This window comes from Kitasatospora sp. GAS1066B, from assembly GCF_041262605.1.
Classification (GTDB): domain Bacteria; phylum Actinomycetota; class Actinomycetes; order Streptomycetales; family Streptomycetaceae; genus Kitasatospora.
In genome coordinates, this window is sequence record NZ_JBGCCO010000008.1 from 77,187 (window position 1) to 92,783 (window position 15,597).

Sequence of the window (15,597 nt, forward strand, 5' to 3'; positions counted from 1 at the left end):
TGATCGCCAACCGTGTGGCGATGGCAGCGACGAGCGGGCCGGCGGTCACGAGACCGCGAGCACGGCCTTCCTGCGCAGGGTCCCGGCCTGCAGTTGCGCGTGAACGTCCGCGGCGTCCGCGAGCGGTCTGACGGTTCGGTCGCGCAGGATCAGATTGCCGTCGGCCAGTTGCTCCATCGCTTCCGTCAGCGCCGCCGGGATCTCAGCCGGGATCGGTCCGGAGAGAGTGGCGCCGAGCTGCTCGGCACTCGGATTGGTGAGCGTGATGACGCGTCGGGGAGCGCTGGCAAGTCCAGCCGCTGTTTCCAGGTCACTGGCGCGCGCCGCGTCCATCACCGCGTCCACCTGTCCGACGGCCGAGCGCACTGCGTCGGCCATGTGCTCGCCGTACTCGACTGGGATCGCACCGAGGTTCTCGGCGACGCCGAAGTCATCGCGTCGGACCGCAGCGACGACCCGCACGCCGCGCGCGACGGCGAGCTGGGTGGCGATGGTGCCGACCGAACCGGTGCCACCGAGCATCAGCAGGGTCTCTCCCGGTGCTACTCGCAGCAGATTGAGCACGCGCACCGCGGCTTCACCAGAAGCCGGCAATGCCGCCGCGGCGTCCCAGTCGACCGATGGCGGCTTGCGCACCCAGTAGTCGGCCAGTACGAGTTCGGCGTAGCCACCGAGCCCGGGCAGGAAGACCGCGACCTCGTCACCGGTCGAGACATCGGCGACCGCGCTTCCGACGGCATCGACCACCCCTGCGGCCTCGAAGCCGAGCACCGCGCCAGGCGATGCGGGGAAGACGTTGCGCAGGTGCCCGGACCTGATGGCCAGATCCGTGGGCCCGACACCGGCGAAGCGCACGGCCAGGCGGATTTGGGTCGGGCCGGGGTCGCCGATCTTGATGTCGCCGAGCTTGAGTACTTCGGGGGGTCCGAAATCGGTGAGCAGGACTGCCTGTGACATGAGCTCCTCCTTCTGGAAGGTGGTGTCAGAACTGCGTAGGAGTGGTGCGGAGCGCGCGGGTGCCCGCGTGTGCGACTACTGCTGTTCTTCGCCGCCGTCGGCGAAGAGTTCGCTGCCGGTGACGAAGCTGCTCTGGCCGGAGGCGAGAAACAGCACGGCGTTGGCGATCTCGTCGGGGCGGGCGACTCGCCCCAACGGCACTCCGCTGCCCAGCTGGGCGATGAGTCCGTCGGCCTGGGCCGCGTCGCCGGCCAGGCCGCGCAAGCCGGTGGTCTCGGTCGGGCCGGGCACGATCACGTTGACCCGTACGCTTCGGCCGGCCAGCTCCACCGCCCACGTCCGTCCGAACGATCGGATGGCGGCCTTGGTCGCGGCGTAGACGCCGAAGGCGGGGGTGCCGCTGGTGGCGGCGGTCGAGCCGGACAGGATGACCGAGGCGCCCTTGTTCAGCAGTGGCAGAGCCTTCTGCACGGTGAACACCGTGCCCCGGACGTTGACGGCGAAGGTCTGGTCGAAGTGCGCGGCGTCCAACTCTTCGAGCGTCGCGAACGACCCACCACCGGCGTTGGCGAACAGGACGTCCAAGCCGCGACCGCGTTGAGCGATCTTCGCGTAGACCGCATCGAGATCGGTCAGGTCGGACACGTCGCCGCGGACGCCGACCGCGCCGTGACCGATCGAAGTGACCGCCTGGTCGAGCTCGGCTTGGCGGCGGCCGGTGACGAACACGTGGGCGCCCTCCTCGGCGAAGCGCTGGGCCGTCGCGAGCCCGATCCCGGACGTGCCGCCGGTCACGAGGGCCGTCTTGCCTTCAAGCTGGTTCATCGTCGTCCTCCCTCGGGGATTACGTGACATGTCAAGCATAAGCCCGAGACGGATCGCAGTATTCCCGGCGCCACGCCGAGGGTGTGAGAATGAGCAGACGAGCCGATGACGGCTGGACCGAGGAAGGCCTGCACGTGATGCCCCGCAAGCGGCCCGTACCCGAGCCCGTCACAGGATGGCTCGACGAGGAGCAACAACGGGCATGGCTGGCCTACATCAAGGTCCAGCTACGGCTGGTCTATGAGATGAACCGACAGCTACAGGCCGACAGCCGCATGTCCCTCGCCGACTGGGACGTGCTCACCGCGCTCGGCGCAAGCGAATCCGCGAGCCTGACCGTCACCGTCCTCGCCGCCCAGATCGGCTGGGAGAGAAGCCGGCTGTCCCACCACGCGAAGCGGATGGCGAGCCGAGGACTGGTCGAACTCGCGACCGCCGACTCCGACCGGCGAGCCACCGAAGTCCGCCTGACCGCCGAGGGCCGCCTCACCCTGGAGCGAGCCGCTCCCGGTCATGTCGAACTGATCAAGCGGCTGTTCTTCGGTGGAATCCCCCGCGAACTGCTGGACCCGCTGAGCACCGCACTGGAATCCGTGTACACGAACCTCCTCACACACGGATCGCTCCCCCCACCGGACAACCTCTAGTGTCGAGCTGGGCTCGGCCCTGCCCGGTCGCCGAGGGCAAGCAGTGCGACGACCGAGGTGGCTGAAACCGGTCGCCCGATCTTCCGTCAGCGCTGGGGGAGTTGACCGAGGTCGAACTCGGCGGTCACCGGCGCGTGGTCGGACCACCGCTCAGCATGGGTGGCGGCGCGCTCGACGCGGGCGGAGACGCAGGTGTCCGCAAGGTTCTGACTGGCCATCAGATAATCGATCCGCCAGCCGGAGTCGTTGTCGAACGCGCGCCCCCGGTAGGACCACCACGTGTACGGGCCGGCCTGGTCCGGGTGCTGGCGGCGGACCACGTCGACGTAGCCGGCCTCGTCCAGGACCTGGGTGAGCCAGGCGCGTTCCTCGGGGAGGAAGCCGGCGGCCTTCTGGTTGGCCTTCCAGTTCTTGAGGTCGGCTTCCTGGTGGGCGATGTTCCAGTCGCCGCAGACCACGACCTCGCGGCCCTCGGCGGCGGCGCGGGTGCGCAGGGCGGTGAGGTGGGTGAGGAACTCCGCCATGAAGCGTTCCTTCTCGTCCTGGCGCTCGGTGCCGACCTCGCCGGAGGGGAGGTAGAGGCTGGCGACGGTCAGGCCGGGGAGGTCGATTTCGAGGTATCTGCCCGAATTGTCGAATTCGGCGGACCCGAAGCCGATCTGGGACCGCTGCGGCTCGGCGCGCGACAGGATGGCGACGCCGGCCCTGCCCTTGGCGGCAGCGGGTGCCCAGAAGGCGTGCCAGCCGGGCAACTCGCGCAGCTCGGGCGGGAGTTGGCCGCTCTCGGCGCGGACCTCCTGGAGGCAGACGACATCCGCCTCGGTGGCCGCGAGCCACTCGATGAAGCCCTTCTTCGCGGCGGCTCGAATCCCGTTGACGTTGGCAGTGGTTACGACGGTCACCCCGGCAGCCTACCCGGCTCGGGCGGCGGGGCCCGGTCAAGGCCCGCTCGCCGTCAAGGTCCTGTTCGCTGCCAGGGCCTGTTCGCCGGCAAGGTCCGTTCACTGGCAAGGCGTGTCATTGGTCTTGACCATCTTCCGGCGAACCGCCTAGGGTCACTTACTGCAAAGACCTTTAATAAAGAAGGACGGATAAAGCCCGCGCCCTCACCTGGCACGCCAGCCAGGCCCCGGCCGGGGTCCACCCCGGTCCTTCAGGATGCCGGCAGTCCCGTCCACAGCGGTCGACGGTCGGACAGGGTGGAGGACACGGTGGGGACAGCTCAGCTCGCGGCGGTACCGGAGCCGAAGTACTGGCACCTGCGCACGGTGCTGCTGCGCGCCATCGACTCGGAGTTCGCCACCGGTGCGGTGATCCCCAACGAGCGTGAGCTGTCCGCTCGATTCGGGGTCGCCCGGGCCACGCTGCGCCAGGCCCTGGACCAGCTGGAGCTGGAGGGGCGGCTGGTCCGCCGCCGTGGCATCGGCACCCTGGTCGCCGCGCCGCGGGTCGGCGTGCCGGTCAGCCGGCGCGAGGAGGGCGAGGCCTGGCAGGCCGTCGACTGCGCGAGCGCGCCGGCTGCCGACAAGCTCGCCCAGGCGCTCGGCATCCCGGCCGGCGCGCTGGTGCACACGGTGCGCCGGGTGCGGGTCGAGCAGGGGCAGACGGTCGCCACCGAGCGGCTGCACGTGCCGGACAGCGCGCTGGAGCAGGTCCCCGAGATCCGGCTGTCCGGCGCGGCGGCCTCGGCCGAGGATCAGGGCCGGGCGGTGCTGCGCCGGCTGGAGCGGCTGACCATGGACGGCGAGTCGCGGGCCGTCGAGCTCGGCGTGGCCGAGGCCGAGGAGGCCGCGCTGCTGCTGCGCCCGCCGGGTACTCCGGTGCTGGTGGTCACCACCCAGTACGCCTCGGGCGGCCGGCTGGCGGCGCTCGCGGTCTCCACCTACCGGGCCGACACCTGCCGGCTGACCTTCGGTGAGACCGGCCTGGTGGAGGTCCTGCCGGCGGCGCCGGTCCGTACGGCGTCGTAGCGTCGCCGCGCGCACCACAGACATCACCGAGGCCCGGCACCGCAGCAGCGGCGCCGGGCCTCGGTGCTGGGTCTCGCTGGCTCGATGCCTGGCCCGCTACCCCCGGCCGCCCGGCTGGTCCACCGCGAACAACTGCTCTTCGACCTGGTCCAGCGCCACCCGCAGCGCCCCCAGCGCCACCACGTCCTCGCCCAGCGTGGAGAGCGCCACCTCGGGCGCGCGCAGGCAGTAGAGCGCGAGTTGCTCGCGCAGCGGTTCCAGGACGTCGTCCAGCCCGGCCGCCCAGCCGCCGATCACCACCAGCTGCGGGTCGATCGCCAGCACCAGCGCCGCCACGTCGTGGACCAGGCGACGCAGGAAGCGGTCCATCGCGACCCGGGCCACCTCGTCGCCCTCCCGGGCCAGGGTGAGCACCCGGGCGACGGCCGCCTCGTCCAGCGGGTCCAGCGGCTTGCCGGTGGTGGAGAGCAGGCGTTCGGGGGTCGCCTCCTGGCCGAGCAGGTGCAGCGCGCCGATCTCACCGGCCGCGCCGCCGAAGCCGCGGTGCAGCCGGCCGTTGATCAGCGAGCCGGCCCCGGGGCTCAGGCCGGCCAGCACGAAGACCACGTCGCCCATGCCGACCGCCACACCCTGCCAGTGCTCGGCGATGGCGGCCAGGTTGGCGTCGTTCTCGATCAGCACGGGACAGCGGAACGAGCGGCGCAGCCGGGCGCCCAGGTCCAGGCCGGTCCAGCCGGGCATCGCGGTGCCCAGGCGCACCGAGCCGTCCCGGTCCACGATGCCGGGGCTGCCGACGCCCACCGCCCACAGGCTGTCCCGGGAGACGCCGGCCTTGCGCAGCACCTCGGCGACGGCGGTGCGGACGGCGCCCAGCCGCTCCTCGGCGTCCAGCGTCTCGTCGACCGGCCGGGCGTGGCTCTCCAGCTGGCGTCCGGTCAGGTCGGCGAGCACCACCCGGATCGCGTGCACCCCGATCTCGATGCCCAGCGTGTGCCCGGCCTCGGCACGGAACCGGAACCAGCGGGCGGGCCGGCCGCGCTGACGTCCGTTGTCCTGGGCCTGCTCCACCTCGGCGACCAGCCCGGATTCGACCAGGCCCTCGATCACGCCTTCGACGGTGGGCCGGGACAGCCCGGTCTCGCCGACCAGTTGGGTCAGGGTGACGGCCTGCCCGTCGCGCAGCGAGCGCAGGGTGACCGCGGCGTTGATCCGACGCAGCAGGGAGGAGTCCCCTCCGGTGAGCCGATCCGCCAAGACGCTGCCTTTCCGCGTTCGCGCGACTGCACTGGCGCGCGGTGACGAGTGCGCGAAGACGTCCGGTCGCCCCAGCGCACGGGCCGTCCGGCGGCGCCACCGCAGTGTGCCGCACGCCGGAGGGCGTCAGCCGGATCGTACCCGCGAGGCATCGCGCTCGCGAGCAAATGCGCAGCTCATGACCGGTTCGAGATCGAAAGTTGACCTACCGCTCGGCAGCGTGGCGGAACGGGCGGAACGGGCCTGCTCCGGGATGCGTCCGGTTGACGAGCGGTCAGGGTGGGCGGCCGCAGTGCACTAGGGTCTGCACTCCGGCGCGAGCACAGGAGTGCACCATGTCCGATCTCGTCACACCCCACAGCCAACTGGAGAGCGGGCAACTGGAGCGCGGGCAACCGGAGAGCGGGCAACCGGCGCGCGGGGGGACTGAAGCCCGCGCGGCGTTCGTGCGGGCGCAGACCCGGCTGGCGCCGGTGCCGTTCGTCCCGGAGATCAGCCTGCACCTGGCGGACGAGGCGATCGAGCTGTGGGAGCGGACCGAGGCGGAGCGCGGTGAGATCGGTCTGCCGCCGCCGTTCTGGGCCTTCGCCTGGGCGGGCGGCCTCGGGGTCGCCCGGTATGTCCTGGATCATCCCGAACTGGTCGCCGGGCGGGCCGTGCTGGACCTGGCGGCGGGCTCGGGACTGGTCGGGGTGGCGGCGGCGCTGCGCGGTGCGGGCTCGGTGCGGGCCGCCGAGATCGACGTCTACGCGGTGGCGGCGATCGCGGTCAACGCGGCGGCCAACGAGGTGCGGATCACGGCCGAGTGCGCGGATCTGCTGGACGGCGACGGCGGGCCGGCCGAGGTGGTGCTGGCCGGCGACGTCTTCTACGAACGCGCGATGGCCGCCCGCTTCCTGCCGTTCCTGGAGCGCGCGCACGCCCGTGGCGCGCTGGTGCTGGTCGGCGACCCGGGGCGGGCCTATCTGCCGCGCGAGCGGTTCACGGCGCTCGCCGAGTACGACGTGCCGGTGCTGGCCGACCTGGAGGACCGCGCGGTCAAGCGCACCACGGTGTGGCGGCTGTCCGGCAGCTGAAATGCGCTGAAGCCGACCGTCGGCGACTGGTAGGACGAGTGGATGACCGATCTGATCATCCGCCCCGCCGGCGCCGCCGAGATTCCCGACCTGCTCGCCTTCTGGGCCCGTGCGGCCGAGGGCACCAGCATCACCGACGACCCGGCCGGCGTGGCCCGGCTGATCGAGCGCGACCCCGAGGCGCTGATCGTCGCCGAGCGGGACGGCGCGCTGGCCGGCACCGTGATCGCGGGGTGGGACGGCTGGCGCGCCAGCCTCTACCGCCTCGCCGTCGACCCGGACCAGCGCCGCCAGGGCATCGGCGCCGCGCTGCTGGCCGCCGCCGAGCGGCGCTTCGCCGCGCTCGGTGGTCGTCGCGCCGACGCGATGGTGCTGGTCGACAACGAACTGGGCCAGCATGCCTGGCGCGCCGCCGGCTACCACCGCGAGGAGCAGTGGCGCCGCTGGGTCAAGCCGCTGGAGGCGTAGGCGACGGCCGGTGACGCTGGGCGACTACCCCGCGAACGGCACCGCGAACGCGTCGGTGAACGTGGCCGCGTCCCAGCGCCCGCCGAGTTCCGGGGCCAGCGAGGCGGCGGCCAGGGCGGTGAAGTCCGCAGCGTCCGGCGCGCCCGCCGGCAGTGCGCCCAGCAGCGGGGCGCCGGCGGCCACCGGCAGGTCGGCCAGGTTGCAGCGGGTGGCCAGGTCCGGCTCGCTCGGCCAACTGCCGATCACCACGCCCGCGCAGGGCAGCTTGCGGGCCAGCAGCGCCTCGGCGGTGAGCGTGGTGATGCTGAGCGTGCCCAGCCCGGGGTGGGCGACCAGCAGCAGTTCGGCGCCGTCGACGGCCTGCGCCAGGTCGGCCAGGGTCAGCCCGTCGGCGTCGTAGCGGACCAGCAACCCGCCCGCGCCCTCGACCAGCACCAGGTCGTGGGATTCCCGCAACTCCTCGACTGCCAGCGCGAACTGAGGGACCGTCACGAACGGCATCCCGGCCCGCAGCGCGGCCCGCTCCGGGGAGAGCGGCTCCGGGTAGCGGACCAGCTCCCGGGTGGTCAGCCGGGCGCCCGCGCCGACCAACCGGGCCACCTCCGCCGCGTCCCCCGGCTCGCCCGGCGCCACGCCCGTCTGGCCGGGCTTCAGGACCGCCGTGCGCAGCCCGGCGCGCAGCGCGAGTGCGGCCACCGCCGCCGTCACCGCGGTCTTGCCGACCTCGGTGTTGGTGCCCGTGACGAACAGCACCCGACTCATCCCACTACTCCGCTCAACTCGTCCATCCCGCACGGTGTTCATCCAGCACGGTGTTCATCCGGCAGCGCGTTCATCCGGCAGGGCGTTCACCCCGCGAGGGCCGCCGCCCGCACCGCCGCGCCGATCCGGGCGAGGTCCTCCCCGCCGGTGACGTACGGCGGCATGGTGTAGATCAGATCCCGGAACGGCCGCAGCCACACGCCCTCGCGGGCCGCTGCCTCGGTGGCGGCCGCCATGTTCACCGGGTGGTCCAGCTGCACCACCCCGATCGCGCCCAGCACCCGCACGTCCGCGACACCCGGGAGCTCGGCGGCGCCGGCCAGGCTGTCCAGCAGCCCGGTCTCGATCCGCTTGACCTCGCCCTGCCAGTCCTGGCCGAGCAGCAGCTCGATCGAGGCGTTGGCGACGGCCGAGGCCAGCGGGTTGCCCATGAAGGTCGGCCCGTGCGCCAGCACCGGGACCTCGCCCCGGCTGATCCCGTCGGCCACCTCGCTGGTGCACAAGGTGGCGGCCATGCTCAGGTAGCCGCCGGTCAGCGCCTTGCCCAGGCACATCACATCGGGGGAGACGCCCGCGTGGTCGGCGGCGAAGAGCGCGCCGCTGCGCCCGAAGCCGGTGGCGATCTCGTCGAAGACGAGCAGCACCCCGTGCCGGTCGCAGAGTTCGCGCAGCAGCCGCAGGTAGCCGGGGGAGTGGAAGCGCATGCCGCCCGCGCCCTGCACCACCGGCTCCACGATCACGGCGGCCAGCTCGTCGGCATGACGCTCGATCAGCTCGGCCAGCTCCGCCGCGTACTGGGGATCCACCTGCTCGTCGAACCCGGCCGGCGGCTCGCCGGCGAAGAGTTGCCGGGGCAGCACCCCGCCCCACAGCTGGTGCATCCCGCCCTCGGGGTCGCAGACCGACATCGGGTGGAAGGTGTCACCGTGGTAGCCGCCGCGCCAGGTGAGCAGGCGCTGCTTGGCCGGCCGCCCGATCGACTGCCAGTACTGCAGGCACATCTTCATCGCGACCTCGACCGCGACCGACCCGGAGTCGCTGAGGAAGACGTGCCGCAGCGGCTCGGGGGTGATGTCCACCAGGGTGGCGGCCAGCCGGACGGCGGGCTCATGGGTGAGCCCGCCGAACATCACATGGCTCATCCGCCCCAGCTGCTGCTGGATCGCCTCGTTGAGCACCGGGTGGTTGTAGCCGTGCACGGCCGCCCACCAGGAGGACATGCCGTCGATCAGCTCGCGGTGCCCGCCCGCGGGTTCGGCCAGCCGCAGGCGCACCCCGGCGGCCGACTCGACCAGGTAGGGCTGTGCGGTGCCGGGCATCGGCCCGTACGGGTGCCACACGTGCGCCCGGTCGAGTGCGAGCAGGGTCGGAGTGTCCGTCATCACAAGCCTCAGGCGTTCGGGGCGAGCTCGGTGCCGGCGCCGCGCAGGCGCACCCGCACCAGGTCCGAGCGCAGCTCGTTCTCGGCGGCAGGCGCCTGCTCGGCACCGGCAGCGGCACCGACCTCGGCGGCCTCGGCAGCCGGGGCCTGGTGCCCGCCGCACGGCCCGCAGCCGCCGCCCGCCGCGTGGCTGCCGCAACCCGTCGCCGCGCCGCCGCCGTGGCTGCCACAACCGCCGGTCGGCGCCGCCTGCTGTGCCACGTCGGCCCGGTGCCGGGGCAGCGTCGGCTCGCCCTGGCCCTCCACCTCGAAGCCCGCGTCCTTGATCATGTCCAGGTCGGCCTGGCCGGCCTGCCCCTCGCTGGTCAGGTAGTCGCCCAGGAAGATCGAGTTGGCGATGTGCAGACCCAGCGGCTGCAGGCTGCGCAGGTGCACCTCGCGCCCGCCGGCGATCCGCACCTCGACGTCCGGGTTCACGAACCGGACCATCGCCAGGATCCGCAGGCAGCGCTGCGGCGTGAGGTTCCACTCCTTGGCCAGCGGGGTGCCCTCGAACGGGATCAGGAAGTTCACCGGCACCGAGTCCGAGCCCAGCTCGCGCAGCGCGTAGACCACGTCCACCAGGTCCTCGTCGCTCTCACCCATGCCCGCGATCAGCCCGGAGCAGGCCGACAGGCCCGCGCCGTGCGCCTTCTGCACGGTGTCCACCCGGTCCGCGTAGGTGTGGGTGGTGGTGATGTCGCCGTAGGTGTTCTCGGAGGTGTTGAGGTTGTGGTTGTAGGCGTCGACGCCCGCCGCGCGCAGCCGCTCGGCCTGGTTGTCGGAGAGCAGGCCCAGGCAGGCGCAGATCTCGACGGCCGGCTCGTGCTCCTTGATCGCCGCCACGGTGCTGGTGACCCGGTCGATGTCACGGTCCGTCGGACCGCGCCCGCTGGCCACCAGGCAGACCCGCTTGGCGCCGCCGTTGACGCCGGCGGTGGCCGCCTCGGCGGCCTGGTCCGGCTTCAGCCAGGTGTACTTGAGGATGCCGGTGTCGGCACCGAGCCGCTGCGAGCAGTAGGAGCAGTCCTCGGGGCACAGGCCGCTCTTCAGGTTGACCAGGTAGTTGAGCTTGACCCGGCGGCCGAACCACTGCCGGCGCACCCGTCCGGCGGCCGCCACCACGTCGAGCAGGTCGTCGTCGCTGGTGGCCAGCACGGCGAGGGCCTCCTCCCGGGTGGGGAGGATGCGGTTCACGCCTTTGACGATGAGGGTGTCGAGCAGATCCATGAAGCTGATCCTGCCTGGATGACCTTGAACCGCGCCATACCGAATCGACCAGAAGATCTCCGCGCGGGTGTGCGAGTTGTCACAGTGCCGTCCGGCGGGGTCGTTCGCCTGCGACGCGTTCCCCGTGGCGATCCGCCCGCGGCGGCGGTTCGGGTGCGATCGCTCCGTCGGCCGGTTCACCGCCCACGGCGCTTCTCTGACAGACCGTTCGACGTATCCCGGCTGTTCGGAGGGGTCGCCGCGCTGCTTAGAATCTGGAGCTATGACCGCCACGGGGGACCACCACTCGATACCCACCGATTCCGCCGACGCTGAAGCGCCCGAGGAGTCCGAGGAGTCCGGGGAGTCCGGGGAGTCCGACGGGATACCCGGACCGGGCCGGCCGGGTTCGCGGTTCGGCGCTCGCCGGGTGCTGGTCGGCTCCGTGGCGGTGGTGGTGCTCGGTGCCGGCGGCTGGCTGGTCTCCCGTCCGCATCCCGGCGACTGGCTGCCGGGCCTCGGTCCGACCAGCCAGGGCACGAAGTACCCGTCGGTGGTCGGCACTCCGCCGCCGACCTCCTCGGACAACCCCTCCGCCTTCGACGTCAAGAGGCTCTTCCCGCCGACCAAGCTGATCGACCTGGACACCTACAAGGGCTGGTACGCCGGCGCCCGGCAGGGCGGGGACTGCGCCGAGACGCTGCAGAACACCGGACAGGCCCTGCTGCACGGCGCGGTCTGCCAGGGCTACCTCGCGCTCGACTTCACCCGTCAGGACGGCAAGGTGGAGACCAGCGTGACGGTGCTGAGGTTCGGCGCCGACGGGATCGCCGGCGCCGTGGCGAACTCGATGCGGGGCCAGCACGACCTGGTTCGGTTCGTGCAGACGGACGGCAGCCTGGCGGGCGCCGGCGCACCGTCGTCCACCGCCACCTCGTCCACCGCCGCCTCGCCCTCGTCCTCGCCCTCCACCTCGCCGGGCGCTGCCGGCGCGAAGGCCGAGCCGCCGCCGCGGGTCGAGGCGGTTCGGCACTACGTCACCGTGACCAGTTCCCGTTTCGCCGACGGGCACAGCCCGACCACCCCGCAGGACTTGCAGGACCTGGACGCGGCGACCCGCGCTGCCTCCTACACGGTCGGGATCGCTTTTGTCTGGTCCTGAGGTCGACCGGTCAGGAAGGGTGTCGGGAGCTGACGCATCGTCAGCTCGGCTCAGCCCAGCCGGTCCACCGCCGTGACCCGCAGCACGGCCCGGCCCTCGGCGTCCGAGCCGTGCAGGTCGACCTCGGCGCTGATGCCCCAGTCGTGGTCGTCCGCCGGGTCGTCGAAGATCTGCCGCACCCGCCAGATGCCGTCCGCCTCGTCCTCCTCGATCAGCAGCATCTTGGGACCGCGCGCGTCCGGACCGGTGCCCAGGTCGTCGTGCTCCTCGTAGTAGGCGTCCAGCGCGTCCGCCCAGCGGTCCGCGTCCCAGCCGTACTCGCCGTCCAACTCGCCCAGCGCGTCGTAGTGTTCGAGTGCGGACAGCTCCACCCGGCGGAACATCTCGTTGCGCACCAGGACCCGGAAGGCCCGCTCGTTGGCCGTAACCGGCAGCGGCTTGCCCTCCAACTCGCGCTCCTCCTCGGCCTCTTCGGTCGGGTTGGCGAGCTGCTCCCACTCGTCCAGCAGGCTGGAGTCGACCTGGCGGACCAGCTCGCCCAGCCAGGCGATCACGTCCTTGAGCGACTCGGTCTTGCTGTCCTCGGGGACGGTCTGCTCCAAGGCCTTGTAGGCGCCGGCCAGGTAGCGCAGCACGATGCCCTCGGTGCGGGCCAGATCGTAGTGGCCGACGTAGTCCACGAAGGTCATCGCACGCTCGAACAGGTCGCGCACCACGGACTTGGGCGCCAACTGGTAGTCGCCGATCCACGGGTGGGCCTGGCGGTAGACCTCGTAGGCGTGGTTCAGCAGCTCTTCCAGCGGCTTCGGATAGGTCACCTCCTGCAGGCGCTCCATCCGCTCCTCGTACTCGATCCCGTCCCGCTTCATCTCGCCGATCGCCTCGCCGCGCGCCTTGTTCTGCTGCGCGGCCAGGATCTGGCGCGGGTCGTCCAGGGTCGCCTCGACCACCGAGACCATGTCCATGGCGTAGCTCGGCGACTCCGGGTCGAGCAGCTCGAAGGCGGCCAGGGCGAAGGTGGAGAGTGGCTGGTTGAGCGCGAAGTTCTCCTGGAGGTCCACGGTCAGCCGCACGATCCGGCCCTCGGCGTCCGGCTCCGCCAGCCGCTCCACCACGCCGCCGGCCAGCAGCGAGCGGTAGATGGCGATCGCCGAGCGGATGTGCCGGCGCTGGGCACCGCGCTCCTCGTGGTTGTCGGTGAGCAGGTGCCGCATCGCCTCGAAGGCGTTGCCCGGGCGGCCGATCACCGCGAGCAGCATCGCGTGGCTGACCTTGAACCGGGAGACCAGCGGCTCCGGTTCGGCCGCGATCAGCCGCTCGAAGGTCTCCTCGGTCCAGCCGACGAAACCTTCCGGCGCCTTCTTGCGCACCACCTTGCGCTTCTTCTTCGGGTCGTCGCCCGCCTTGGCCAGCGCCTTGTCGTTCTCCACCACGTGGTCGGGCGCCTGGGCGATCACCTGGCCCACCGTGTCGAAGCCGGCCCGGCCCGCGCGCCCGGCGATCTGGTGGAACTCCCGGGCCCGCAGCACCCGGACCTTGACCCCGTCGTACTTGGAGAGCGCGGTGAACAGCACCGTGCGGATCGGCACGTTGACGCCGACGCCCAGCGTGTCGGTACCGCAGATCACCTTCAGCAGACCGGCCTGCGCCAGCCGCTCGACCAGCCGGCGGTACTTGGGCAGCATGCCCGCGTGGTGCACGCCGATCCCGTGCCGGACGAACCGGGAGAGGTTGCGGCCGAACTTGGTGGTGAAGCGGAAGTTGCCGATCAGCGCGGCGATGGCGTCCTTCTCCGCCTTCGAGCACATGTTGATGCTCATCAGCGACTGGGCTCGCTCCACCGCCTCCTTCTGGGTGAAGTGCACGACGTAGACCGGGGCCTGACCGGTCGTCAGCAGCTCTTCCAGGGTGTCGTGCAGGGTGGTGCGCTTGTACTCGTAGAAGAGCGGCACCGGACGGGTGGTGGAGCGCACCACCGTGGTCGGCTTGCCGGTGCGCCGGGTCAGGTCCGCCTCGAAGCGGCGGACGTCGCCCAGGGTGGCCGACATCAGCAGGAACTGCGCCTGCGGCAGCTCCAGGATCGGGATCTGCCAGGCCCAGCCGCGGTCCGGCTCGGCGTAGAAGTGGAACTCGTCCATCACCACCTGGCCGATGTCGGCCCTGGCACCGTCCCGCAGTGCGATGTTCGCCAGCACCTCGGCGGTGCAGCAGATGATCGGCGCGGTCGGGTTGACGCTCGCGTCGCCGGTCATCATGCCGACCTGTTCGGTACCGAAGATCTTGCACAGGTCGAAGAACTTCTCCGAGACCAGGGCCTTGATCGGAGCGGTGTAGAAGGTCCGCTTGCCCTCGGCCAGCGCCGCGAAGTGCGCACCCGCCGCCACCAGCGACTTGCCCGATCCGGTGGGGGTCGCCAGGATCACGTTGGCGCCGGTGAACAGCTCGATCAGCGCCTCCTCCTGGGCGGGGTAGAGCGTGATGCCCCGCTCCTCGGCCCACGCGGCGAAGGTGGTGTACAGCGCGTCGGCGTCGGCGGGCTTGGGCATCAGGTCAAGGAGGGTCACCGGCCCACCCTACCGTTCACCTGCGAGGTCCCCCGTGTGCGCGGGGGCACGTTGCCCGGTCCGGGCAGCCCGTGCCAGGCTGCCGCCCATGATCCAGCAACCCGTCGCGGCCACCCGCCCGGCCGCGCCCGCCGCCGTCTTCGACTGGCTCGACGAGGCCGCCGAGCTGCGCGCCCGCGCCGGGCTCACCCGCACCCTGCGCAGCCGCCCCGACCAGGACCCGGTGCTCGATCTGGCGAGCAACGACTACCTGGGCCTCACCCATCACCCCGAGGTGACCCGGGCCGCCGCCGAGGCGGCGCTGCGTTGGGGCGGCGGATCCACCGGGTCCCGGCTGGTCACCGGCACCACCGAGCTGCACACCGAGCTGGAAGTCGAGCTGGCCGACTTCTACGGCGTGGAGGCCGCGCTGGTCTTCTCCTCCGGCTACGCCGCCAACCTGGCCGCACTCACGGCGCTGACCGACCCGGACACGCTGATCGTCTCCGACGCCTACAACCACGCCTCGCTGATCGACGGTTGCCGGCTCTCCCGGGCCGCCGTGCACCGGGCCCCGCACGCCGACCCGGCCGCGGTCGCCGCGGTGCTCGACGACCGGGTCCAGCCGCGCGCTCTGGTGGTCAGCGACAGCGTCTTCTCGGTGGACGGCAACGCGGCCCCGCTGCCCGCGCTGGCCGCCGCCGCCCGCGCGTACGGCGCGGCGCTGCTGGTGGACGACGCGCACGGGCTCGGCGTGCTCGGCCCGGGCGGTCGCGGCGCGCTGGCGGCCGCCGGGCTCGCGGGGGAGCCGGACGTGGTCGCCACCGCGACGCTCTCCAAGTCGCTGGGCTCGCAGGGCGGCGTGGTGCTCGGGCCGCGCCGGGTGATCAGGCACCTGATCGAGACGGCCCGCACCTTCATCTTCGACACCGGGCTGGCCCCGGCCGCCGTCGGTGCGGCGCTCGGCGCGCTGCGCCTGCTGCGCGCCGAGCCGCACCGCGCCGAGCGCGCCCGCGAGGTCGCCCACACCCTGGCCGCCCGCCTCACCGCCGCCGGCCTGCTGGCCAGCACCCCGGACGCCGCCGTGGTCTCGGTCCGCGCCCCGGGCCCCGAGCAGGCCCTCGCCTGGGCCACCGCCTGCCGCACCGCGGGCCTCGCGGTGGGCTGCTTCCGCCCGCCGTCCGTGCCGGACGGGTTCTCGCGCCTGCGGCTGACCGCCCGGGCGGACCTGACGGATGCTCAGATCGACCTGGCAGTCCGCACTTTGGTCGCGACGGCGGCGGCGAACTGACGCGGGGCCGCCC

General features: G+C 72.3%; 14 protein-coding genes. 6 read left to right on the plus strand and 8 right to left on the minus strand.

What is annotated here, in order from left to right; genetic code table 11:
• Positions 1 to 45: 45 nt before the first annotated feature.
• The gene (locus tag ABH937_RS11010; RefSeq protein WP_370218067.1) at positions 46 to 957 is read right to left on the minus strand and encodes an NADP-dependent oxidoreductase; all 912 of its coding nucleotides are present in this window, start codon (positions 955 to 957) and stop codon (positions 46 to 48) included.
• A gap of 75 nt (positions 958 to 1,032) precedes the next feature.
• The gene (locus ABH937_RS11015) at positions 1,033 to 1,782 is read right to left on the minus strand and encodes an SDR family oxidoreductase (protein WP_370218069.1); all 750 of its coding nucleotides are present in this window, start codon (positions 1,780 to 1,782) and stop codon (positions 1,033 to 1,035) included.
• Positions 1,783 to 1,871: 89 nt separating this feature from the next.
• Here ABH937_RS11015 and ABH937_RS11020 point away from each other — a divergent pair, with 89 nt between their 5' ends.
• Positions 1,872 to 2,429 carry a MarR family winged helix-turn-helix transcriptional regulator gene (locus tag ABH937_RS11020; protein WP_280690723.1) on the plus strand — a complete coding sequence of 186 codons (558 nt, stop codon included), beginning with the start codon at positions 1,872 to 1,874 and terminating at the stop codon, positions 2,427 to 2,429.
• A gap of 86 nt (positions 2,430 to 2,515) precedes the next feature.
• Here the strand turns inward: ABH937_RS11020 and ABH937_RS11025 are convergent, their stop codons facing one another.
• The gene (locus tag ABH937_RS11025) at positions 2,516 to 3,331 is read right to left on the minus strand and encodes an exodeoxyribonuclease III (RefSeq protein ID WP_280690724.1); all 816 of its coding nucleotides are present in this window, start codon (positions 3,329 to 3,331) and stop codon (positions 2,516 to 2,518) included.
• Positions 3,332 to 3,640: 309 nt separating this feature from the next.
• On the opposite strand from ABH937_RS11025, the gene ABH937_RS11030 reads away from it, so the two are divergent.
• Positions 3,641 to 4,399: a GntR family transcriptional regulator gene (locus ABH937_RS11030; RefSeq protein ID WP_280690725.1), complete on the plus strand. Its 759-nt coding sequence runs from the start codon at positions 3,641 to 3,643 to the stop codon at positions 4,397 to 4,399.
• A gap of 96 nt (positions 4,400 to 4,495) precedes the next feature.
• Here the strand turns inward: ABH937_RS11030 and ABH937_RS11035 are convergent, their stop codons facing one another.
• Positions 4,496 to 5,653 carry an ROK family protein gene (locus ABH937_RS11035; protein ID WP_280690726.1) on the minus strand — a complete coding sequence of 386 codons (1,158 nt, stop codon included), beginning with the start codon at positions 5,651 to 5,653 and terminating at the stop codon, positions 4,496 to 4,498.
• A 335-nt stretch (positions 5,654 to 5,988) separates the two neighbouring features.
• On the opposite strand from ABH937_RS11035, the gene ABH937_RS11040 reads away from it, so the two are divergent.
• Together ABH937_RS11040 and ABH937_RS11045 are read left to right on the plus strand one after the other, a co-directional pair.
• Entirely contained in the window at positions 5,989 to 6,729 is a 741-nt protein-coding gene (locus ABH937_RS11040) for a methyltransferase (RefSeq protein WP_370218070.1), read from the plus strand.
• Positions 6,730 to 6,771: 42 nt separating this feature from the next.
• Positions 6,772 to 7,197, plus strand: coding sequence for a GNAT family N-acetyltransferase (locus tag ABH937_RS11045; protein ID WP_370218071.1), 426 nt, complete (start codon positions 6,772 to 6,774; stop codon positions 7,195 to 7,197).
• Between the two features lie 24 nt (positions 7,198 to 7,221).
• On the opposite strand, the gene bioD is transcribed toward ABH937_RS11045, so the two are convergent.
• From bioD to bioB, 3 genes are all read right to left on the minus strand, one after another.
• Positions 7,222 to 7,959 (minus strand): dethiobiotin synthase, encoded by a 738-nt coding sequence (gene bioD, locus ABH937_RS11050; RefSeq protein ID WP_370218073.1) that lies wholly within the window; start codon positions 7,957 to 7,959, stop codon positions 7,222 to 7,224.
• A gap of 86 nt (positions 7,960 to 8,045) precedes the next feature.
• Complete coding sequence (locus ABH937_RS11055) at positions 8,046 to 9,341, minus strand: adenosylmethionine--8-amino-7-oxononanoate transaminase (RefSeq protein WP_370218074.1); 1,296 nt, start codon at positions 9,339 to 9,341, stop codon at positions 8,046 to 8,048.
• 8 nt (positions 9,342 to 9,349) lie between these two features.
• On the minus strand, positions 9,350 to 10,609 hold the full coding sequence (gene bioB, locus ABH937_RS11060) for a biotin synthase BioB (RefSeq protein ID WP_370218075.1): 1,260 nt from the start codon (positions 10,607 to 10,609) through the stop codon (positions 9,350 to 9,352).
• Positions 10,610 to 10,871: 262 nt separating this feature from the next.
• Between bioB and ABH937_RS11065 the strand changes: the two genes are divergently transcribed.
• Entirely contained in the window at positions 10,872 to 11,750 is an 879-nt protein-coding gene (locus ABH937_RS11065; RefSeq protein WP_370218076.1) for a hypothetical protein, read from the plus strand.
• Positions 11,751 to 11,800: 50 nt separating this feature from the next.
• Here the strand turns inward: ABH937_RS11065 and ABH937_RS11070 are convergent, their stop codons facing one another.
• Positions 11,801 to 14,296 (minus strand): RNA helicase, encoded by a 2,496-nt coding sequence (locus ABH937_RS11070; RefSeq protein WP_280690869.1) that lies wholly within the window; start codon positions 14,294 to 14,296, stop codon positions 11,801 to 11,803.
• Between the two features lie 106 nt (positions 14,297 to 14,402).
• Here ABH937_RS11070 and ABH937_RS11075 point away from each other — a divergent pair, with 106 nt between their 5' ends.
• On the plus strand, positions 14,403 to 15,584 hold the full coding sequence (locus ABH937_RS11075) for an 8-amino-7-oxononanoate synthase (RefSeq protein ID WP_280690733.1): 1,182 nt from the start codon (positions 14,403 to 14,405) through the stop codon (positions 15,582 to 15,584).
• Positions 15,585 to 15,597: the final 13 nt, after the last annotated feature.

Coding starts and splice junctions, on each gene's coding strand:
- ABH937_RS11010 (WP_370218067.1), bottom strand. CDS start 957: ATGTCACAGGCAGTCCTGCTCACCGATTTCGGACCCCCCGAAGTACTC.
- ABH937_RS11015 (WP_370218069.1), bottom strand. CDS start 1,782: ATGAACCAGCTTGAAGGCAAGACGGCCCTCGTGACCGGCGGCACGTCC.
- ABH937_RS11020 (WP_280690723.1), top strand. CDS start 1,872: ATGAGCAGACGAGCCGATGACGGCTGGACCGAGGAAGGCCTGCACGTG.
- ABH937_RS11040 (WP_370218070.1), top strand. CDS start 5,989: ATGTCCGATCTCGTCACACCCCACAGCCAACTGGAGAGCGGGCAACTG.
- ABH937_RS11045 (WP_370218071.1), top strand. CDS start 6,772: ATGACCGATCTGATCATCCGCCCCGCCGGCGCCGCCGAGATTCCCGAC.
- bioD (WP_370218073.1), bottom strand. CDS start 7,959: ATGAGTCGGGTGCTGTTCGTCACGGGCACCAACACCGAGGTCGGCAAG.
- ABH937_RS11055 (WP_370218074.1), bottom strand. CDS start 9,341: ATGACGGACACTCCGACCCTGCTCGCACTCGACCGGGCGCACGTGTGG.
- bioB (WP_370218075.1), bottom strand. CDS start 10,609: ATGGATCTGCTCGACACCCTCATCGTCAAAGGCGTGAACCGCATCCTC.
- ABH937_RS11065 (WP_370218076.1), top strand. CDS start 10,872: ATGACCGCCACGGGGGACCACCACTCGATACCCACCGATTCCGCCGAC.
- ABH937_RS11070 (WP_280690869.1), bottom strand. CDS start 14,296: ATGCCCAAGCCCGCCGACGCCGACGCGCTGTACACCACCTTCGCCGCG.
- ABH937_RS11075 (WP_280690733.1), top strand. CDS start 14,403: ATGATCCAGCAACCCGTCGCGGCCACCCGCCCGGCCGCGCCCGCCGCC.